Below are 19,140 nucleotides of genomic sequence, written 5' to 3' on the forward strand. Positions count from 1 at the left end.
ACGTCGCTGCGGTGGAACGCGAGCAGTCGCTCGGCCGCGGTGAGGCGGAGTTCGAGGGACGCGACCGGGTGTGAATGCTCGCAGGAGAAACCGGGTTTCCGCACGCCGGGATCTGTGGGGGCCTTCAGGCGGAGGGCGCGCCGCAGGCTCGCCTCGCGGGGCGTCAGCGGATGCGCGACTCCGCCAGACGGGCGCAGTCGATGCAGAGCTCGGCCGTGGGCCGGGCGGCGAGGCGGGCGGCTCCGATCGGGCGGCCGCACGAGGCGCAGTCCCCGTAGCCGCCGGTGCCGAGGCGGGCGCGAGCGGCGTCGAGCTCGCGCGCCGTGCGGGCGAGAGCGTCGCGGACTCCGGCCATCCGCGACCACTCGGCCGAGAGCGGCGTGCCCTCCGGGTCGTGCTCGTCATCGGCGGTGCCGTCGGCACGGTCGCGCAGGAGCTCGGCCAGCGAGGCCTCGAGCCGGGCCGCCTCGTCGCGCGTCTCGGCCTGCCGCTCGGCCAGCAGCGCGTCGAGGAGGCGCGCCTCGTCCGGATCCATCGGCATCCGACCATGCTGCCACCCACGCGAGCGGCGGGGCATCGTTGTGCGATCCGGCGCTGACCCGGCGGCGGGCGGCGGGGCAGACTAGAGGCATGCCCGTCGTGACCGTGCTCCCCGACCGCCTCGAACTCCGCCTCACCGCGGCCGAGCGACTGCTCGCGTTCCACCGCAGCGACGTCGTCGTCGACCGGTCGAGCATCCGCTCGGCGACGGTCACCGAGGACCCCTGGATCTGGGTCCGGGGCATCCGCGCGCCGGGCACCGCGGTGCCGCTCACGCTCGCGGCCGGCACGTGGAAGTTCCACGGCGGCAAGGACTTCCTGCTGATCAAGCGCACCGCCTCGGCCGTCGTGATCGACCTGGTCGACGAGGACTACTCCCGCCTGATCGTGAGCACCAAGCACGCTCCCGAGCTGATCGCGGCCCTCCAGCTGGGGACGACGACCGCGGCGATCCCCGTGATCGAGACCGACGACCTCGTGATCGTCCCCGAGGTCGCCGAGCAGGCGGAGCGGGCCCAGGCGGCCGCCGCGGAGAAGCGCGCGAAGACGAAGGCGAAGGCGGCGGAGGCCGCGGCCGTGGCCGCGGAGGCGGCGGGTCCGGCGACGGTGGTCGAGGGCCGGGAGGCGGCGAGCGGCGGGAGCGCGGCGGCCGCGGCGACCGCGGCTCCGGAGGCGGACGGCGCCGCGGAGGACGTCGCGGCGCCGACGGAGTCAGCAGCGGGGGCCGCTCCGAAGAGCCCGAAGGCCACGCCGAAGGCCGCTCCGAAGACGAGTGCTCGGACCGCCGCGAGCACGCCGGCCGAGTCCGGGGCTTCCGCGCCCGTGGACGTCATCGGCTCCGAGCCGATCGACTCCGCAGCTCCGGTGAAGCCCGCCGAGCCGAAGCCCGCGGAGCCGAAGCCCGCCGAGAAAAAGTCCGCGGGATCGAAGCCCGCCGAGCCGAAGCCCGCCGGATCCGAGTCCGCCGAGCCCGCCCCTGCGAAGCCGGGGCCGGCCGCGAAGCCCGCGCCGAAGCCCCGCACGCCGGCGAAGCCCCGCGCCGCGCGCCCCGACTCCTCCGTCGGTCACGCGTCGGCCGAGCCGAGCGGCGCCACCGAGGCTGCGGAGTAGCGCACCGCCGCACGAGCAGCAGCCACGCAGCGCCGGCCGAGGCGCCCACTCCTCCACGCTCGAGGCGGGCGGACGCCCTCCGGCGACGCCGTGCACTCAGGCGCGGACGTCCACCAGCGTCCGACCGTGCGAGCGGCCGGCGAGCACGTCCTCGGCCGCGTCGACCGCCCCGCCGAGCGGCACCGTCGTCGTCAGCTCGTCGAGCAGCTCCAGGTCGAGGTCGTGGGCGAGGCGGCGCCAGGCCTCCTCGCGGAGCTTGCGCGGCGCCTCCACCGAGTTGATGCCGGCCAGCGTCACTCCGCGCAGGATGAACGGCATCACGCTCACCGGCAGGTCCGGGCCCTGCGCGAGACCGCACGCCGCCACGGTGCCGCCCCACCGCGTCTGCGCGAGGGCGTTCGCGAGCGTGTGCGAGCCGGCGGAGTCCACCGCTCCCGCCCAGCGCTCGGACTGCAGCGGCTTCCCGCCCTCCTGCAGCTCGGCGCGGTCGATGACGTCGGAGGCGCCTAAGCGCTGGAGCAGAGCGCCGTGCTCGCCGAGCCGGCCGGTCGAGGCGACGACCTCGTGGCCCAGGCGCGCCAGGAGCGCGACGGCGAGCGACCCCACGCCTCCCGAGGCCCCCGTCACCAGGACGGGACCGCTGCCCGGCCGCACGCCGTGCCGCTCGAGCGCCAGCACGGCCAGCATCGCCGTGAAGCCCGCGGTGCCGATCGCTCCGGCCCGTGCCGCCGAGATGGCGCCGGGCAGCCGGAGCAGCGACGCGGAGTCGACACGCGCCCGCTCGGCGAGCCCGCCGTCGTGGCGCTCGCCGAGGCCGGCGCCGTTGAGCACCACCCGGTCGCCGGAGTCGAAGCGCTCGCCCGCCTCGCCGTCCGCGTACTCCACGGTGCCGACCAGGTCGATGCCGGCGACGAGCGGGGTGCGGCGCACGATCCCGGGCCGCCCCGCCAGCGCCAGGGCGTCCTTGTAGTTGACGCTCGAGTACTCGACGGCGATCGACACGTCGCCGTGCGAGCGGTCGGGGTCGTCGCGCTCGAGGAGGCGGGCTCGGTTGGGGGTGTCGGTGTCGGAGTCGGAGTGCCGCTCGACGACGATGGCTCGGTACATGGGCCCACGCTACGCCCGCGGGCCCGCGGCCGGGCGGTCAGTTCAGGGGCCGGGTGCCCTCGGGGAGCGATCCGCCGGAGTAGAGGGCGGAGGCCGCGTCCTGGAGCGCCGTCAGGGCGACGCGCTGCGTCCACGGACCGTAGGAGACGCGGGCCAGCCCGAGCTCCTCGAAGCGGGCGGGCGACTGCGATCCGGGGACGCCGATGACGCTGACGCGCTGCCGCCCGAGGGCGGCGACGAGGGACTCCAGCTCGGCGTCCTGGAGCAGCCCGGGGACGAAGAAGCAGGTGGCGCCGGCGTCGAGGTAGGCGCGGCCGCGCTCGATCGCGTCGGCCAGGACCTCGCCGCGGTCGCGGTCGCCGGCGCGGAGGAGCACGTCCGTGCGGGCATTGAGAGCGAAGGGCACCGCCTCCTCCTCGGCCGCGGCGACGGCCTTCTCGACCGCCCGCAGCGCCTCCGGGAGCGGCTTCGCCTGGTCCTCCAGGTTCGCGCCCACGACGCCGATCCCGATCGCGCGGCGGACCGTCTCGCCCGTGTCGCCGTAGCCCGCCTCGAGGTCGGCCGAGACCGGGACCTCGACGGCGGCGACGATGCGCTCGATCATGCCCAGGTGCAGCTCCAGCGGGATCCGCTCGCCGTCCTCGTAGCCGAACGCCGCCGCGATGGAGTGGCTGGCGGTCGCGAGCGCCCGGGTCTCCGGGAGCGCGGCGACCGTGGTCGCGCTGATCACGTCCCAGACGTTCACCACCTGCAGCAGCTCGGGGGCGGTGTGGAGGTCGACGAGGGTGCGCCCGCGCGCTTCGATGCTCATGGCACGAGCGTAGGGCCCGCGTGCGCGGCGCAGGCCGCCGCATCGCAGTCGGCGCAGACCACGAGCTGGGCGCGGCAGGAGAGGTCGGTGCAGTTGCGCATCCGGCTGGTCGGCGCGGCGCACGAGGTGCAGCGGCCCAGCACCTCGGCGTCGGGGGAGAAGGAGACGGAGCCGCGGCCGTCGAAGACGTACAGGGCACCCTTCCACAGACCGCGGTCGCGCCGCGCCTCGGCGTAGCGGACGACGCCTCCGTCGAGCTGGTACACCTCGCCGAAGCCGCGCGCCGTCATCAGGCTCGACAGCACCTCGCAGCGGATGCCGCCGGTGCAGTACGTGACCACGGGCCGGCCCTTGAGGTGGTCGTAGACGCCGGCGTCGAGCTGCTCGACGAACTCGCGGGTGCTGGAGACCCCCGGCACGATCGCCCCCTCGAACCTGCCGATCTCGGCTTCGAAGGCGTTGCGGCCGTCGAAGAGCACCACGTCGTCGCGCTCGGCGACGAGGGCGTCCAGCTGGTCCGGGTCGAGCCGCGGCGCCGTCCCGACGACCCCGTCGGCGTCGACCCGCAGCTCGTCGGGCGCGCCGAACGAGACGATCTCGTCGCGCACCTTCACCGAGAGACCGGGGAAGTCGAGGCTGCGGCCGTCGTCGTCGAGGCCGGAGCCGTCGCTCCACTTCACCTCGAGCCCGTGGAAGGCCGAGTGCTCACGGGTGCGGCGGACGTAGCGCTTCAGGGCGTCCATCCCGCCGCCCAGCGTGCCGTTCACCCCGTGCTCCGAGATCAGCAGGCGCCCGCGCAGGCCCAGCGACTCGCACAGCTCGCGCTGCCACAGCCGCACGGACTCGGGGTCGGCCAGCGGCACGAAGCGGTAGAACAGCAGGATCTTCGGCAGCACCGGCACATCCTACGAGGACGTCCGGACCGGGGCGCGGCGTGTGGCAGCATCGTCGGGTGCCCGACGCCTCCGCCCCCGTGCCGCACTCCCGCCTCGAGGACGTCTTCGGTCTCGTCACCGGTGCGTTCGTCGTGTCGCTCGGCCTCTACCTGCTGCGCGCGAGCCAGGCGGTCACGGGCGGCACCGCGGGTCTCGCACTGCTGCTGGGGTACCCGCTCGACATCCCGTTCGGCGTGATCCTCGTCACGGTCAACGTGCCGTTCCTCGCCCTCTCGCTGTGGAAGAAGGGCTGGCGCTTCACGCTGCGGACCATGTTCTCGATCGTGCTGGTCTCGGTCCTGGCGGGCCTGCACCCGCTGGCGTTCGGCGAGCTGCGGATCGAGCCCGTCTACGGCGTCCTCACGGGCGACGTGCTCGCGGGGATCGGCCTCCTGATCCTCTTCCGGCACGGGTCGAGCCTGGGCGGATTCAGCATCGTCGCCCTGATCGCGCAGGAGCGGCTCGGCTGGCGGGCGGGCTACGTGATGATGGCGCTCGACGCGTGCGTGGTCGCGGCCGCGCTGCTGGTGGTGCCTCCGCTGAACGTGCTGATCTCGGCGGCGGGAGTGGTGGTGCTCAACCTGGTCCTGGCGTTCAACCACCGGCCCGGCCGCTATCTCGGGTCCTGACCCCCTCCGCAAGCCCTTCGGCGCGCACCGCCGGGTTCCTAGGCTGAGGGCGCGGGCCCCCGCCCGCCCTTCCCGAACGGAGAAACCGGATGTCCGACTGGACCTACGACCCCTACGCCCGCCTCGGCGAGGTGCCGACCTTCGCGCTCGAGAGCGACGACATCGCCGACGGTGCGCCCCTGTCCGCCCGCCACTACGGCGAGGGCTCCGGCGGGGAGGACGTCTCGCCGCACCTGCGCTGGTCGGGAGCCCCCGCCGAGACGAAGAGCTTCGCCGTGACGGTGTTCGACCCCGACGCGCCCACCGGCTCCGGCTTCTGGCACTGGGCCGTCTACAACCTCCCGGCCGACACCACGGAGCTCCCCACGGGAGCCGGAGCCGCCGGCTTCGAGCTGCTCCCGGCGGGCGCGCAGACGCTGCCCAACGAGATGCGGCTGCGCCAGTTCGTCGGAGCGGCGCCGCCGGACCGCGAGCACCGCTACTTCTTCGTGGTGCACGCCCTCGACGTCGAGTCGCTCGACCTCGATCCGGAGTCGACGCCGGCGATCCTCGGCTTCAACGCGCACTTCCACACCCTCGCGCGGGCGCAGATCGTCGCCACGGCGACGCCGGACGGCGCGAAGGGCTGACCCGCTCCGCGGGGAGCGCGCGCTACCCGAAGAGGGTGCGCGCCTCCTCGTAGCGGGCGTCCGGGACCGTCTTGAGGGTGCCGAGCGCCTCGGCGAAGTCCACGTGGTAGATGTCGGTGCCGCGCAGGGCGACCATGCGGCCCCAGTGCTCGGCGACGACGGAGTCGATGGCGGCCATGCCCAGGCGGGTCGCGAGGACGCGGTCGAACGCGGTGGGCGTGCCTCCGCGCTGGATGTGGCCGAGCGTCGTGGCGCGGGTCTCGATGCCGGTGCGCTCCTCGATGAGCGGGGCCAGCAGCTCGCCGATGCCGCCGAGGCGGGGCCGGCCGAAGGCGTCGAGGCCGCGCTCGGAGTGGGCGTCGTCCATCGTGTCGAGCGAGAAGCCCTCGGCGACCACGACGAGCGGTGCGCGCCCGCGGTCCTGCGCGCTCTGCACCCACTCGACGATCTGGTTTAGGGAGGTGCGCTTCTCCGGGATGAGGATGACGTGGGCGCCCGCGGCCATGCCGGAGTGCAGGGCGATCCAGCCGACGTGGCGGCCCATGACCTCGGCGACCATGCAGCGGCCGTGCGAGTCGCCGGTGGTGCGGAGGCGGTCCATCGCGTCGGTCGCGATGCCGACGGCGGTGTCGAAGCCGAAGGTGTAGTCGGTGGCGCCGAGGTCGTTGTCGATGGTCTTGGGGACGCCGACGATCTTGAGGCCCGCGTCCGTGAGGCGCTTGGCCGCCGCCAGGGTGCCCTCGCCGCCGATCGCGATGATCGAGTCGATGCCGTTGCGGTCCATCATCTCGGCGATCTTCTCGGGGCCGCCGTTCTCGCCCTCGAAGGGGTTCGTCCGGCTGGTGCCGATGATCGTGCCGCCCTGCTTGGCGATGCCCTGGATCTCGGGGCGGCCCAGGGGCAGGAGGTCGCCGTCGACCACTCCGCGCCAGCCGTTCCGGAAGCCCACGAACTCCTGGTCGTAGACCTTGATGCCCTTGTAGACGGCACCGCGGATGACGGCGTTGAGGCCGGGGCAGTCGCCACCGGAGGTCAGGATCCCGATCTTCACCCGCTCAGGTTAGAGGACCCGGTGAACGGATGTGCACGCGGACGACGACGGGCCCCTCCTCGCCGCCTCGAGGAAGGGCCCGTCGTCGTGCTCGGTGCTGGTGGGACTAGGTCGTGACGAGCTCGCCGTTGACGCCGCGGGGGAAGAATCCGCCGGTGCGCGTCCCGGCCGCGGGGTTCAGGTACACGATGTTGAGGACCTGGCCCGGGGTGCGGCTGAACGCGATGGAGCTGCCGTCGGTCGGGACGATGTTCGCCTGGCCGTTGACCTTGACGCCCTGGTCGAGGTCAGTCTTGCCGTCGAGGCTGTCGCGCGCGTCGGAGAGCTTGTTCGCCGAGTCGGACAGGTCGGCGGCGTAGATCGCCGAGCGGATCGCGCCCGCGTGGTACGCCTCCACCGCGAGGATGCCGGCGGCCGCGTCGAGGTAGGTCTTCGACTGGATGAGCGGGGCGGCGCCCTTGTAGGCGGTCACTCCCACGTCCTCGAAGACGAAGGCGCCGAGCAGGAAGTTCGACTCGCTCGCGAACGGGTCGAACGACTGACCGGCCTTGATCAGCCCCGCCGCAACGGCGGCGGAGTTGAAGCTGTCCTTCAGGTTGATCGCCGGGCGGGCCACCTTCGCGGTGCCCAGCGCGGCCCGCAGGAACTGCACGTGGGCCTTCTCGTCGTTCGCGACCTCGGTGGCGAAGCTCTTCAGCCACGGGGTCTTGAAGTCGACGGGGCGGCCGCCGATGACGCCGCCGGGCGTGCCCTTGCCGGTCACGTCCGAGCCGCCGAGGCCGGTGCCGTAGACGGCGCGGAGGTAGAACTCGGCCTCGAGGTACTCGAGGTTGAGGGCGAAGTTGAGGATCGAGGCGTCGCTGGGGCCGCTGGCAGCGACCTCCTCGGCGGAGGCGGTGGGCGCGGCGAGGGCCGCGGCTCCGATGCCGAGGCCGGCGACGCCGGTGGCCTCGAAGAAGCGGCGACGGTCGAGAGCGGTCTCAGAGCTCTTGACGATCGCGTTGCGGATGAAGGTCGTGTCGAACATGTGCGCATCTCCAGTGATAGGCGGGTGCCGGGCGGCTGGAGCGCCGCCGCGACAGCGCGAAGCTACGCCCGGGATCGACCTGCTGACCAGTGGAAACGGGCGATCGGATCCGCGCATGTGTTCACGCCGTCTGAACCAATCCGCCGGGCGTGTCGCTCCGAACACGTCGTGGATGGGGGTTCTGTGGAGGAGCGTCCGATCCGGTGTCGGAGCCGCCGGTTACCATCACTGCGTGTCGATCCCCGCCCCTGCTCCGGAGCCCGCCTGGGCGACGGTCTACGCGCCGGCGGAGCCGGTGAGCCTCGCGCTCACCCTCCGCACGCTGCTGCGGGGCTCGGGCGACCCGACCATGCTCCTCGACGCGTCCGGCTTCTGGCGGGCGTTCCGCACGCCGCTCGGCCCGGGCACCCTGCATCTGCGGCAGGCGGTGGACGGCGCGGTCCACGCGCGCGCCTGGGGCGGGGGAGCGGAGTGGCTGATCGACGCGGTCCCCGAGCTCCTCGGCCACGGCGACGACTGGAGCGGGCTCGACCTGTCGGCCCACGCGCCGCTCGCCGAGGTGCTCCGCCGCTCGTCGGGCCTGCGCCTCACGCGCGCGAACCTGGTGTTCGAGATGCTCGCGCCGTCGGTCCTCGAGCAGAAGGTCACGAGCACGGAGGCGTGGCGCGCCTACCGGGTGCTGGTGCGCCTCCACGGGGAGCCCGCCCCGGGGCCGGTCGCTCTGCACGTGGCTCCGAGCGCGCAGCAGTGGCGACGGGTGCCCTCGTGGGACTGGCACCGCGCGGGAGTGGATCCGCGGCGCTCGCGGACCGTCCTCACCGCCGCGCTCGTCGCCTCCGGCCTCGAGCGGACCCTCGCGCTCGGGCGGGGCGGCGACGAGGTCGCCCGTCGGCTGCAGTCGGTGCCGGGGATCGGGCCGTGGACGGCGTCCGAGGTGATGATGCGCGCCCACGGCGATCCGGACGCGGTCAGCGTGGGCGACTACCACCTGGCCGCGGCCGTCGGCTTCGCGCTCACGGGTCGGCTCGGGGTCGACGACGACGGCATGCTCGAGCTCCTCGAGCCGTGGCGCGGGCACCGGCAGCGGGTCATCCGGCTGATCGGCTGCAGCGGAGCGAGGAAGCCGCGGCACGGCCCGCGGATGACCATCCAGGACCACCGCCGGCACTGATCCGCTCCTCCACAGGGGCGGCTCGCGGGCGAGTCGGCGCGACCACCGCGTCACGCCGCGTTCGCGCGGCGGGTCGGGCTTAGCCTCGGAGGATGCAGCAGTCGACGACCCCAGGTGTGCCCGGCAGCGACCCGGAGCGCGAGCCCGACGACGCGGCCGTGCGGAGCGGCGTCGACGCGACGGTCGGTGGTCGGACGCCGGAGGGCGGCACGGAGTCGGACGACGAGGTCGAGGCCGGTGAGGCCCGCGACTCCGGGAGCGGGGCCGAGGTCGCGCCGGCGCCGGAGTCCGCACCCGAGGACGTGCCCGAGCCTCGGGACGCGCAGGAGTCCGACGCTGAGGACGAGCCCGTGCGCGAGTCCGAGATCCAGGACGAGGACGAGGTCGTGCGCGACGCTCAGGACGAGGCCGTGAGCGAGCCCGATGCCGAGGACGAGGTCGTGCGCGACGCTGAGGACGAGGTCCTGCGCGGGCCCGACGCCGCGTCGGAGTCGGAGCACGCCGCGCCCGCCGCCGCCGAGCCCGAGGTCGACGACCGCCCGATGATCGAGCGCGTCGAGTCCCTGGTCCGCCGCTGGATCGCGCGCAGCGGCGAGTTCCCGGTCGAGCCCGCCGCCCAGCGGCTCGCGGGCGTGCTCCAGGACCCGAACGGACTCGACTTCGCCGTCGGGTTCGTCGACGGCGTCGCCCGGCCCGAGGACCTCTCGGTCGCGGCCGAGAACCTCGCGGCGCTCACCGCGAAGACGCCCGCCTTCCTCCCCTCCTACCTGCGCGCGGCGATCAGCACCGGCGGCGCCGTCGGCCCCGTGCTGCCCTGGGTGGTCGTGCCCGCGGCCCGCCGGGTCCTCCGCCGCCTCGTCGGGCACCTCGTGGTCGACGCCTCGGAGGCCCGTCTCGGCGCGGCCGTCGCCGCGCTGCGCGAGGGCGGCGACCGGCTCAACCTCAACCTCCTCGGCGAGGCCGTGCTCGGCGAGCGCGAGGCCGGCCGGCGCCTCGAGGGGACCCTCCGCCTGCTCGAGCGGCCGGACGTCGACTACGTCAGCGTCAAGGTCTCGAGCGTCGTCAGCCAGCTGTCGATGTGGGCCTTCGAGGAGGAGGTCGACCGCGTCGTGGAGCGTCTCACCCCGCTCTACCAGGCCGCCGCGTCCGGAGCCGACCCCACCTTCATCAACCTCGACATGGAGGAGTACCGCGACCTCGATCTGACGGTCGCCGTGTTCCGGCGCCTCCTCGAGCAGCCGGGCATGCTCGACCTCGAGGCGGGCATCGTCCTGCAGGCCTACCTGCCCGACTCCGTCCGCGTGCTCGACGAGCTGACCGGGTGGGCGCAGGAGCGCCGGGCCCGCGGCGGAGCCCCGATCAAGGTGCGCGTCGTGAAGGGCGCGAACCTCGCGATGGAGCGGGTCGACGCGGCCCTGCACGACTGGCCGCTCGCGACGGTCGGCAGCAAGGTGGAGGCCGACACGAACTACAAGCGCCTGCTCGACCGGGCACTGCGGCCGGAGCGCGTCGACGCGGTGCGCGTGGGCGTCGCCGGGCACAACCTCTTCGACCTCGCCTGGGCGTGGCTCACGGCGACCGAGCGCGGGGTGACCGGCGCGGTCGAGATCGAGATGCTGCTCGGGATGGCGACCGGGCAGGCGCGCGCCGTCCGCGAGGACGTGGGACGCCTCCTCCTCTACACGCCCGTCGTGCACCCGCACGAGTTCGACGTGGCCATCTCGTACCTCATCCGCCGGCTCGAGGAGAACAGCAGCCCCGAGAACTTCCTCTCGGCCGCGTTCCGCCTCGACGACGAGGAGGTGCTGCAGCGGGAGCTCGGCCGCTTCCGCGCCTCGCTCGAGGCCCTCGACGACTCCGTCCCGCCGCCGAACCGCACGCAGGACCGCCTGCGGGAGTGGTCCTCCGGCTCCGGCCGCCGCCTCGTGCAGGAGCACGCCCGCGCCGGCGAGCGGGCGCAGGACCCGGCCGCCGCGGGCCTGACGCAGGCCGTCCTCGGCCTCAGCCGCGGCTCCGGTGCCGCCGCCGCGACCGCGGGCTTCCACAACGAGCCCGACACCGACCCCGCCCTCCCCGGCAACCGCCGCTGGGCGCGCCTGATCACCGAGCGCATCGCCGGCTCGACCATCGGAGCGGGCACGGCCGACGCCGCGCGCGTGAGCACCGAGGCGGAGCTCCAGGAGGTGCTGCGCGCGGTGTCCCGCCGCGCGGAGCGCTGGGGCGAGCGCCTGGGCTACGACCGAGCGGCCGTGCTCGACCGCGCCGGCCTCGTCCTCGCCGCGAACCGCGACCGCCTGATCGAGGTGATGGCCTCCGAGACCGGCAAGACGATCGCCGAGGCCGACCCCGAGGTCTCCGAGGCCATCGACTTCGCCCACTACTACGCCACCCGCGCCCGCGAGCTCGACGCCGTCACCGGGGCCACCTTCGTCCCCGCGCGGGTCACCGTCGTCGCTCCGCCGTGGAACTTCCCGGTCGCCATCCCGGCCGGATCGATCCTCGCGGCGCTCGCCGCCGGCTCCGGAGTCGTGGTGAAGCCGGCGCCCCAGGCCCGCCGCTCGGCGGCTGTGCTCGTCGAGGCGCTCTGGGACGCGGGCGTCCCGCAGGAGCTCCTCGCCCTGGTCGACCTCGACGAGGAGGAGCTGGGACGGGCGCTGATCACCGACCCCCTCGTGGACCGCGTGCTGCTCACCGGCTCCTACGAGACCGCCCGCCTCTTCCGCTCCTGGCGGCCCGGCCTCGCACTGCAGGCCGAGACCAGCGGCAAGAACGCGATCATCGTCACTCCCCACGCCGACTACGACCTCGCCGTCGCCGACATCGTCCGCAGCGCCTTCGGGCACGCCGGCCAGAAGTGCTCCGCCGCCTCCCTGGTGATCCTGGTCGGCTCGGTCGCCCGCTCCAAGCGCTTCCGCGCCCAGCTGGTCGACGCCGTCACGTCGCTCCGCGTCGGCCGGCCCGACGACCCGTCGGCGGTGATGGGGCCGCTCATCGAGGAGCCCACCGGCAAGCTCCTGCACGCGCTCACCACGCTGGGCGGAGGCGAGTCGTGGCTCGTCGAGCCGCAGCGGCTCGACGAGAGCGGCACGCTCTGGTCGCCCGGGATCCGCGAGGGCGTCACCGAGGACAGCTACGTCCACCTCACCGAGTTCTTCGGCCCGGTGCTCGGGATCATGCACGCGGCGACCCTCGAGGACGCCGTCCGGATGCAGAACGGCACCGAGTACGGGCTCACGGCCGGGCTCCACTCCCTGCACGCCGACGAGCTCGCCCTCTGGATCGACTCGGTCGAGGCGGGCAACCTCTACGTCAACCGGGGCATCACCGGAGCCATCGTCCGGCGCCAGCCCTTCGGCGGCTGGAAGCGCTCGTCCGTCGGCGGCGGCGCGAAGGCGGGCGGACCCAACCACCTCATCGGCCTCGGCTCCTGGAAGCCCTCGCCCGCGCGCTCCTCCTCGACGCTGCACCTGCGCGGCCTCGACGACCGCGCGCGCCAGTTCATCGAGGCGGCCCAATCCTCGCTCCGGTTCGAGCAGTTCGACCTGCTCCGCCGCTCCGCCCTCTCCGACCAGCTCGCCTGGGCGACCGAGTTCGGCGTCGTCACCGACATCTCGAAGGTCGGCGTCGAGCGGAACCTGTTCCGCTACCTCCGCGTGCCGATCGCGCTGCGCCTGGCCGACGGCGGCGACCTCGGAGAGCTCCTCCGCGTCATCGCCGCGGGCCTGCTGACCCGCTCCCGGATGGACATCTCCACGTCCCTCCCGCTCCCGCCGCGGGTCCAGGAGATGCTCGGCGGCGACGAGCTCGCCGAGATGGCGGGCCTCGTCCCGCGCATCGTCGTCGAGACCGACGCCCAGTGGCTCGAGCGCGCCGCGGCCGGCCGCATCACGGCGCCGCGCATCCGCATCATCGGCGACATCGTCTCCGACCGCGTCGACGGCTATGCGGGCCCGCAGGCCCCCGGCAGCCCGACGCGCGGACAGCAGGCCGTCGTCCGCCGATCGTCCGACTCGACCGGCTCCTTCACCGACGTCGTCGCCGGCATGACCCGCGGCAGCACGGGAACTCCGGTCCCGCTCACCCGCGCCGACGGATCCCGCGTCCCCCTCGCGACCGCCCTCGCCGAAGCCCTCGGCGGCGCCCTCGACACCGCCGTCTACGCCGACCCGGTCACCCCCGCCGGCCGCGTCGAACTGCTGCCCTTCCTCCGCGAGCAGGCGATCTCGATCACGAACCACCGCTTCGGCAACCCGATCGATCTGAGCGACGACGTGCTGTAGTCGATTCCACGCCCGTCCCTGACGGGCGTGGCGCGGTCGGCTTCTCGATGGGGTGCGTTCTGAGGAGCGTGGTGCGTTCGGCTACTGCGATCCGCTGGTACGCGGATCGCTGGTTCGCCTCGGGGGCAGTGCTTGCGGGGATGGTGTGGATCGAGTGTGGCGCGGTCGGCTTCTCGACGGGGTGCGTTCTGAGGAGCGGGGGGCGTTCGGCTACAGCGATCCGCTCGCACGCGGATCGCTGGTTCGCCTCGGGGGCGGTGCTCGCGGGGATGGTGTGGATCATGTGTGGCGCGGTCGGCTTCTCGACGGGGTGGTTTCTGCAGGGCGGGGTGCGTTCGGCTGCAGCGATCCGCTGGTACGCGGATCGCTGGTTCGCCTCGGGGGCGGTGCTTGCGGGGATGGTGGGATCAGGCGGGCGCGGGTCGGCCTCCCGACGGAGCCTCGGGACGCGGCTCGACGAGGGGCGACGGGGGACTTACTTGTCGCGGCAAGTAGTGGGTAGGGTGGGGGGATGAGTGCGCCCGAGACACGCTGGCTGACGCCCGATCAGCTCGACGCCTGGCTGCGCTTCATCGCGGTCGTGGAACTGCTGCCGGGCGCCCTCGACACGCAGCTGCAGCGCGACGCGGGACTCACGCACTTCGAGTACCTGACGCTGGCGATGCTGTCCGAGGCGCCCGACCGCGCCCTCCGGATGACCACGCTCGCCGCCCGCACCAACGCGACCCTGCCCCGGCTCTCGCACGTGGTGACCCGCCTCGTCGCCCGCGGCTACCTCGAGCGCCGCCCCTGCGCCTCCGACGGCCGCGCCACGAACGCGGTGCTCACCGACGCCGGCCTCCAGAAGATCGTCGACACGGCGCCCGGTCACGTCGCGACCGTGCTGGCCGACGTCATCGATCCGCTCGACGCCGACCAGATCCCGCAGCTGGCCGACATCATGTCGCGCATGCTCGCCCGGCTCGACCCCGAGGGCAGGATGACGGTCGACGCCGTGCGCTCCTCGCTCGGAGACCCCGACACCCGCTCCTGCTGAGCGCGCCGACCCCTCACTCCCGGGGCGGACCGGCCTCGGCCGCGGCCGGATCCGTGTACAGGGACTCCCGGACGTGGCCGTCAGGGTCCTCGAGGCCGCGCGCCCGCATGGAGCCGAGGTCCTGCACCGCGACCGGCTCGGCGCCGCCGGAGGCCGGCCCGTTCCCGACCTCCTCCCGACTGCCGACGCTCACCGCGAAGAGGCCCTGCATCTGGGAGCGCGCGTCGACGATCTCCTTCGACCTGGAGGTCGAGAAGGAGGGGTGCGGGAGGAGCATCGCGGACACGTGCTCGGAGGCGACGGAGCAGGCGGCGTCGCCGCTGAACAGAGGATTCAGGGCTGAAAAGGAGATCCAGGGTCCGGCCGAGCGCCGGGGAGAACGCCCTCGAGCGCTCCGGATCCGTGAACGGAAGGTCGACGAGGATCGAGTCGACGGCCCTCCGCGTCCGTACGGCGATCGGCCGCGCGACACGCGGGAGTCCGTGCCATCATCGCCTCGTGCAGTTCACCGCGACGCTCTTCCAGATCGGCAACAACACCGGCATCGAGGTGCCGCCCGAGGTCCTCGAGGCACTCGGCGGCGGTAAGCGTCCCGCCGTCGCGGTGACGGTGAACGGCTACCGCTTCACCAGCACGGTCGGAGCGATGGGCGGACGCGCGCTCATCCCGTTCTCGGCCGAGAAGCGCCGCGAGACGCAGCTCGCCGGCGGTGACGCGATCGACGTCGTGATCGAGCTCGACACCGCGCCGCGCGAGGTCGTCGTGCCGGAGGACCTGGCGTCCGCGCTGGCCTCGGCGGGCGCTGCGGAGCGCTTCGCCGCGCTCTCGCCCAGCGCGCGGAAGGCCCACGTCACGTCGGTCGAGGGCGCGAAGGCCGCCGAGACGAGGGCGCGCCGCGTCGCCTCGATCGTCGCGGCGCTCGCCGGCTGACGGGCGCGCCACGGTCCGTGACGCGACCTCCCCGCCGGATAGGCTGCCTCCGGCGCCCCACGGCGGAGCGCCCTGGAAGCGGAGTCGGGGGACTTGATGGGTGCGGTTCGGCGTTGGGTGTTCCCGATCGTATGGATGGTCATCATCGGAGCGGCGAGCATCGCCCTGGTGAAGATCGCGTTCTTCCCGGACGGCGCGGCCGAGGCCGATCCGACGCAGCCGACCGGTGAGATCACCGAGCCGACCGTCACGGTCGCCCGCGGCACGGTCACCAACGACCTCACCCTCCAGGGCACCGTCGCCGCCGACCCCGCCGTGCCGCTGAAGGCGACGGCGGCCGGAACGGTCGACGACGTCTACGTGCAGCAGGGCGCGGCCGTCGCGTCGGGCGATCTCATCTACGACATCCGCGTCGAGACTCCGCGCGACCCGGTCGAGACGACCGGCCCGGACGGCGCCGTCACCCTCACCCAGCAGGAGCCCTCCGTGCGCTTCGAGCGGGTCTACGCCGCGACCGGCGGCACCCTCAGCGCCCTCGGCGTCATCCACGACCAGGCCGTCACGGTCGGCGAGGTGACCGGACAGGTCGCGCCGCCGAGCTACGCCGTCACCGGCACGATCGACGCGCAGCAGCTCTACCGCATCCAGAACCGGCCGACGGAGGCGCAGGTCGCGATCACCGGCGGGCCCGCCGGCTTCACCTGCACCGACCTCACCATCAGCACCCCTCTCGCCGGAGCCGGCGAGGGCGGCACGACCGGCGGAGCGACGGACGGCGGCGGCGGTGGAACCTCCACCGGCGGCTCCGGCACGAGCTTCACCTGCCAGGTGCCGACGGAGGTCACCGTGTTCCCCGGGCTCGCCGCCTCGGTGACGCTCGCGGGAGGCAAGGCGGAGGACGTCCTCGTCGTGCCGACCACCGCGGTCGAGGGCACCGCCCAGTCCGGCGTCGTGTTCCGCCGGGCGGACGACGGCAGCACCGAGGAGGTCCCGGTGACGCTGGGACTCACCGACGGCAGCTCCGTCGAGATCACCGGCGGAGTGGAGGAGGGCGCCGAGCTCCTGCAGTTCGTGCCGGGCGCGGAGGAGGCTGCTCCCGACGTCCAGCTGGGCGGCGACTGCATCGCGCAGCCCGACGGCTCGGTCTTCTGCTCGTGACGATCCTCCGGCTCGAGGGGATCCGCAAGGTCGTCCCGCTGCCCGACGCGCCGCCGCTGACGATCCTCGACGGAGTCGATCTCGAGGTGGGCGAGGGCGACCACGTCTCGGTCGTGGGCCGCAGCGGTTCCGGCAAGTCGACGCTGCTCAACATCCTCGGACTCATCGACGAGCCCACCGAGGGGCGGATGCTGCTCGAGGGCGCTCCCACCGAGACCCTGTCCTCGCGGGCCCGCGCGCGCATCCGCGGCGGCAGCATCGGCTTCATCTTCCAGCAGTTCAACCTGCTGGAGGGGCGGACCGCCCGCGAGAACGTGATGACGCCGCTGCTCTACGCGACCGGATCGGAGTTCTGGCGCCGCCGCGACCTCGCGGCCGAGATGCTGGAGCGGGTCGGCCTCGGGCACCGCGTGGACTCGATGCCCGGGCGCATGTCCGGCGGCGAGCAGCAGCGGATCGCGATCGCCCGCGCCCTGGTGCGCCGACCGCGGCTGATCCTCGCCGACGAGCCGACGGGCGCCCTCGACACCGACACCGGCGAGAGCGTGATGGGCCTGCTCGACGAGATCGCCCGCGAGTCCGGCTCCGCGCTGGTCACCATCACCCACGACCCGGCCATCGCGGCGCGGGCCGAGCGCCACTACCGGCTCGACCACGGCCGACTGGGCTCGACCGCGGATGCGGGCCCCGTCGCCGAGGCGGGGGTCCTCTGATGCGCGTGCTCGTCGGGATCGCCGGCGCGATCGTCGAGGCGTGGACCGAGCTGCGGATCCACCGCGGCCGCGTGCTGCTCTCGCTGATCGGAGTCGCGGTGGCCGTCGCCGCCCTGACCGCGGTCGTCGCCGCCGGCGGCATCGCCCGCCAGGCCAGCATCGAGCAGGCCGAGCGCTCCAGCGGGCGCCCGGCGAGCCTCTTCCTCTCCGCCTACCCCTCCGGCACCGGCACCGCCGAGGTGGATGCCGACGCACTCCAGGCCGCGTGGACCGGTGCGCTCGAGCGGTACTCCATCACCTACGCGAGCCGCTCGACCTACGGCAGCGCGCGCGTCCAGTTCGCCGACGGCGCCGTCGACGTCGCGGTGCAGGCGGTCGACCAGCCCTTCGCCGAGATGCACCGGCTGAAGATCGTGGACGGCTCCTGGTTCACCGCCCGCGACTCCCAGCGCCTCGCTCCCGCCCTCGTCGTCAACGAGCGCTTCTGGGAGCGGATCGGGAGCCCGGATCTGCGCACCCACCCGGTGGTCACCCTGCTCGGCTCCGAGCGCGACGTCACGGGCGTGGTGGTCGGCGTGACTCCCTCCTCGCAGTTCGAGACGGATCCGTCGATGATGATGCTCGCGGACGCCTACCCGGCGGTCGCCCGCGACGCCGACCCGCAGTACGGCGGGCAGGGCGTGCCGAACTACGAGATGTGGGTGCCGCTCGACCTGGCCGAGCCCCTCGCCGCGGCGGTGGAGCGCGACGTGGCCGGCGCCCTGGGATCCGACTTCGAGGTGTCGGTCGACCGGCAGGACTACCTGGTCTACGACTCCGACCCCTTCGGCGTGCTGACCTGGGTGATCGGCGGCGTGGCGGGCCTGGTGCTGGCGCTCGGCGCGCTCGGACTGCTCAACATCGCCCTGGTCACCGTCCGGCAGCGGATCCGCGAGATCGGCATCCGGCGCAGCTTCGGCGCCTCCTCCGGCCGCATCTTCTTCTCGATCATGATGGAGAGCGTCGTGGCGACCGTCGTCGCCGGAGTGGTCGGCGTGACGATCGCGGTCATCCTCGTCACCAACCCCTGGACCGTGGCCTTCGTGCAGGACAACGGGATCGCTGACATCCCGCCTTTCCCGGCCGAGGCGGCGCTGCTCGGGCTCGGGGCGGCGACCCTCGTCGGCGCGCTCGCGGGCCTGGTGCCGGCGATCGTCGCCGTGCGGGTGAAGGTGATCGACGCGATCCGCTACTGAGGCCCGCCGAGGGTGACGACGAGCTCGTCGCCCTCGAGCACGGCGCGTGCGTCGGAGTAGTGCGCGATCCGGGGCAGACCCCGGGTGCTCGCGCTCTCGTGGCTCCCGACGACGATCACGCGCATGCCGGCGTCCAGACCCGCCCGGATGCCGGCCTCGGCGTCCTCGAACACCAGCGCGTCCTCGGGGGAGACGCCGAGCAGGGCCGCGGCGGCGAGGTAGCCGTCGGGAGCAGGCTTGCCGTTCGCGACGTCGTGCGCGGTGACGACGGTGTCGGGGGAGGGGACGCCCGCCGCAGCCAGACGTGCGGCCGCCAGCGCCGGGCTCGCGGACGTGACCAGGGCGACGCGCTCGCGGGGGAGTGAGGCGAGGAACGCCGTCGCGCCGGGGATCTCGACGGTGCCCTCGGTGTGCTCGAGCTCGTACGCGTCGAGCTCCGCGACGATCGCGTCGACGTCGCTGCCGGCCGGGGTGAAGCGGCGGACGCTGTCGGCGGCGCGGACACCGTGAACGGCGCCGAGCACCGCGTCGTGGTCGAGAGCGAAGCGCTCGGCGAAGGCACCCCAGATGGTCTCCACGACGGCCGTCGAGTCGACGAGCGTCCCGTCCATGTCGAAGAGGGCGGCGCGGGCTCGGAGGAGGTGGGGCATGCGTCCATCCTGGCGGTCGGCGGCCTCCGGCGCCTGCCGGTGCGGACAGCGCTCGGACAGCGCGCGATCAGCCCGCCCTCAGGCCACGCATCGTGTCGCGGCGCTACGGTGGTCCGAGATCGCGGGCA

The 19,140-nt window shown here is 73.8% G+C and carries 18 protein-coding genes; 10 read left to right on the top strand and 8 right to left on the bottom strand.

What is annotated here, in order from left to right; translation table 11 throughout:
• Positions 1-163 precede the first annotated feature (163 nt).
• Positions 164-541, bottom strand: coding sequence for a TraR/DksA family transcriptional regulator (locus tag C5D09_RS11380; protein WP_258060010.1), 378 nt, complete (start codon positions 539-541; stop codon positions 164-166).
• A gap of 89 nt (positions 542-630) precedes the next feature.
• Here C5D09_RS11380 and C5D09_RS17855 point away from each other — a divergent pair, with 89 nt between their 5' ends.
• Complete coding sequence (locus C5D09_RS17855; RefSeq protein ID WP_258066989.1) at positions 631-1,650, top strand: hypothetical protein; 1,020 nt, start codon at positions 631-633, stop codon at positions 1,648-1,650.
• Positions 1,651-1,746: 96 nt separating this feature from the next.
• Here C5D09_RS17855 and C5D09_RS11390 read toward each other — a convergent pair whose 3' ends face one another.
• The 3 genes from C5D09_RS11390 to C5D09_RS11400 are packed head-to-tail and all read right to left on the bottom strand — an operon-like array spanning position 1,747 to position 4,464.
• The gene (locus tag C5D09_RS11390) at positions 1,747-2,757 is read right to left on the bottom strand and encodes an MDR family oxidoreductase (RefSeq protein WP_104249899.1); all 1,011 of its coding nucleotides are present in this window, start codon (positions 2,755-2,757) and stop codon (positions 1,747-1,749) included.
• Between the two features lie 37 nt (positions 2,758-2,794).
• Positions 2,795-3,568 carry an isocitrate lyase/phosphoenolpyruvate mutase family protein gene (locus tag C5D09_RS11395; RefSeq protein ID WP_104269348.1) on the bottom strand — a complete coding sequence of 258 codons (774 nt, stop codon included), beginning with the start codon at positions 3,566-3,568 and terminating at the stop codon, positions 2,795-2,797.
• Positions 3,565-4,464 carry a rhodanese-related sulfurtransferase gene (locus tag C5D09_RS11400; RefSeq protein WP_104222869.1) on the bottom strand — a complete coding sequence of 300 codons (900 nt, stop codon included), beginning with the start codon at positions 4,462-4,464 and terminating at the stop codon, positions 3,565-3,567. Before C5D09_RS11400 ends, C5D09_RS11395 begins: the two co-directional genes overlap by 4 nt.
• A 56-nt stretch (positions 4,465-4,520) precedes the next feature.
• On the opposite strand from C5D09_RS11400, the gene C5D09_RS11405 reads away from it, so the two are divergent.
• Both C5D09_RS11405 and C5D09_RS11410 read left to right on the top strand, forming a co-directional pair.
• Entirely contained in the window at positions 4,521-5,132 is a 612-nt protein-coding gene (locus C5D09_RS11405) for a YitT family protein (RefSeq protein ID WP_244230588.1), read from the top strand.
• An 89-nt stretch (positions 5,133-5,221) separates the two neighbouring features.
• Positions 5,222-5,761 carry a YbhB/YbcL family Raf kinase inhibitor-like protein gene (locus C5D09_RS11410; protein WP_104222867.1) on the top strand — a complete coding sequence of 180 codons (540 nt, stop codon included), beginning with the start codon at positions 5,222-5,224 and terminating at the stop codon, positions 5,759-5,761.
• A gap of 22 nt (positions 5,762-5,783) precedes the next feature.
• On the opposite strand, the gene C5D09_RS11415 is transcribed toward C5D09_RS11410, so the two are convergent.
• Both C5D09_RS11415 and C5D09_RS11420 read right to left on the bottom strand, forming a co-directional pair.
• The gene (locus C5D09_RS11415; protein WP_104226151.1) at positions 5,784-6,812 is read right to left on the bottom strand and encodes a 6-phosphofructokinase; all 1,029 of its coding nucleotides are present in this window, start codon (positions 6,810-6,812) and stop codon (positions 5,784-5,786) included.
• A gap of 106 nt (positions 6,813-6,918) precedes the next feature.
• Entirely contained in the window at positions 6,919-7,839 is a 921-nt protein-coding gene (locus C5D09_RS11420; RefSeq protein ID WP_104222865.1) for a ferritin-like domain-containing protein, read from the bottom strand.
• A gap of 232 nt (positions 7,840-8,071) precedes the next feature.
• Between C5D09_RS11420 and C5D09_RS11425 the strand changes: the two genes are divergently transcribed.
• From C5D09_RS11425 to C5D09_RS11440, 3 genes are all read left to right on the top strand, one after another.
• Positions 8,072-9,010 (top strand): DNA-3-methyladenine glycosylase, encoded by a 939-nt coding sequence (locus tag C5D09_RS11425; protein ID WP_258063215.1) that lies wholly within the window; start codon positions 8,072-8,074, stop codon positions 9,008-9,010.
• A gap of 542 nt (positions 9,011-9,552) precedes the next feature.
• Positions 9,553-13,290, top strand: a complete 3,738-nt coding sequence (locus C5D09_RS11430; protein WP_181135040.1) for a proline dehydrogenase family protein — start codon at positions 9,553-9,555, stop codon at positions 13,288-13,290.
• 511 nt (positions 13,291-13,801) lie between these two features.
• Positions 13,802-14,326: a MarR family winged helix-turn-helix transcriptional regulator gene (locus C5D09_RS11440; protein WP_104246915.1), complete on the top strand. Its 525-nt coding sequence runs from the start codon at positions 13,802-13,804 to the stop codon at positions 14,324-14,326.
• Positions 14,327-14,339: 13 nt separating this feature from the next.
• On the opposite strand, the gene C5D09_RS11445 is transcribed toward C5D09_RS11440, so the two are convergent.
• Positions 14,340-14,612 (bottom strand): VOC family protein, encoded by a 273-nt coding sequence (locus C5D09_RS11445; RefSeq protein ID WP_219813070.1) that lies wholly within the window; start codon positions 14,610-14,612, stop codon positions 14,340-14,342.
• A 212-nt stretch (positions 14,613-14,824) separates the two neighbouring features.
• On the opposite strand from C5D09_RS11445, the gene C5D09_RS11450 reads away from it, so the two are divergent.
• The 4 genes from C5D09_RS11450 to C5D09_RS11465 all read left to right on the top strand — a co-directional run bounded on the left by C5D09_RS11450 (position 14,825) and on the right by C5D09_RS11465 (position 18,362).
• Positions 14,825-15,256, top strand: coding sequence for a YdeI/OmpD-associated family protein (locus C5D09_RS11450; protein ID WP_104246913.1), 432 nt, complete (start codon positions 14,825-14,827; stop codon positions 15,254-15,256).
• Between the two features lie 135 nt (positions 15,257-15,391).
• Positions 15,392-16,414, top strand: a complete 1,023-nt coding sequence (locus C5D09_RS11455; RefSeq protein ID WP_104246912.1) for an efflux RND transporter periplasmic adaptor subunit — start codon at positions 15,392-15,394, stop codon at positions 16,412-16,414.
• Positions 16,411-17,127 (top strand): ABC transporter ATP-binding protein, encoded by a 717-nt coding sequence (locus C5D09_RS11460; RefSeq protein WP_104246911.1) that lies wholly within the window; start codon positions 16,411-16,413, stop codon positions 17,125-17,127. The genes C5D09_RS11455 and C5D09_RS11460 overlap by 4 nt, the downstream gene beginning before the upstream one ends.
• Positions 17,127-18,362, top strand: coding sequence for an ABC transporter permease (locus C5D09_RS11465; protein WP_104246910.1), 1,236 nt, complete (start codon positions 17,127-17,129; stop codon positions 18,360-18,362). The genes C5D09_RS11460 and C5D09_RS11465 overlap by 1 nt, the downstream gene beginning before the upstream one ends.
• Here the strand turns inward: C5D09_RS11465 and C5D09_RS11470 are convergent.
• A complete protein-coding gene (locus C5D09_RS11470) occupies positions 18,356-19,012 on the bottom strand; it encodes an HAD-IA family hydrolase (RefSeq protein ID WP_104269350.1) in 657 nt (218 codons plus the stop codon). The genes C5D09_RS11465 and C5D09_RS11470 overlap by 7 nt on opposite strands.
• Positions 19,013-19,140: the final 128 nt, after the last annotated feature.

It is taken from the genome of Rathayibacter sp. AY1C9, assembly GCF_002932315.1.
Classification (GTDB): Bacteria; Actinomycetota; Actinomycetes; order Actinomycetales; family Microbacteriaceae; genus Rathayibacter.

What these genes read in the sequence shown, in the direction of transcription:
- C5D09_RS11430 (WP_181135040.1), top strand. Translation starts at nt 9,553, where the DNA reads ATGATCGAGCGCGTCGAGTCCCTGGTCCGCCGCTGGATCGCGCGCAGC.
- C5D09_RS11470 (WP_104269350.1), bottom strand. Translation starts at nt 19,012, where the DNA reads ATGCCCCACCTCCTCCGAGCCCGCGCCGCCCTCTTCGACATGGACGGG.
- C5D09_RS11465 (WP_104246910.1), top strand. Translation starts at nt 17,127, where the DNA reads ATGCGCGTGCTCGTCGGGATCGCCGGCGCGATCGTCGAGGCGTGGACC.
- C5D09_RS11390 (WP_104249899.1), bottom strand. Translation starts at nt 2,757, where the DNA reads ATGTACCGAGCCATCGTCGTCGAGCGGCACTCCGACTCCGACACCGAC.
- C5D09_RS11440 (WP_104246915.1), top strand. Translation starts at nt 13,802, where the DNA reads ATGAGTGCGCCCGAGACACGCTGGCTGACGCCCGATCAGCTCGACGCC.
- C5D09_RS11395 (WP_104269348.1), bottom strand. Translation starts at nt 3,568, where the DNA reads ATGAGCATCGAAGCGCGCGGGCGCACCCTCGTCGACCTCCACACCGCC.
- C5D09_RS11380 (WP_258060010.1), bottom strand. Translation starts at nt 541, where the DNA reads ATGCCGATGGATCCGGACGAGGCGCGCCTCCTCGACGCGCTGCTGGCC.
- C5D09_RS17855 (WP_258066989.1), top strand. Translation starts at nt 631, where the DNA reads ATGCCCGTCGTGACCGTGCTCCCCGACCGCCTCGAACTCCGCCTCACC.
- C5D09_RS11455 (WP_104246912.1), top strand. Translation starts at nt 15,392, where the DNA reads ATGGTCATCATCGGAGCGGCGAGCATCGCCCTGGTGAAGATCGCGTTC.
- C5D09_RS11410 (WP_104222867.1), top strand. Translation starts at nt 5,222, where the DNA reads ATGTCCGACTGGACCTACGACCCCTACGCCCGCCTCGGCGAGGTGCCG.
- C5D09_RS11420 (WP_104222865.1), bottom strand. Translation starts at nt 7,839, where the DNA reads ATGTTCGACACGACCTTCATCCGCAACGCGATCGTCAAGAGCTCTGAG.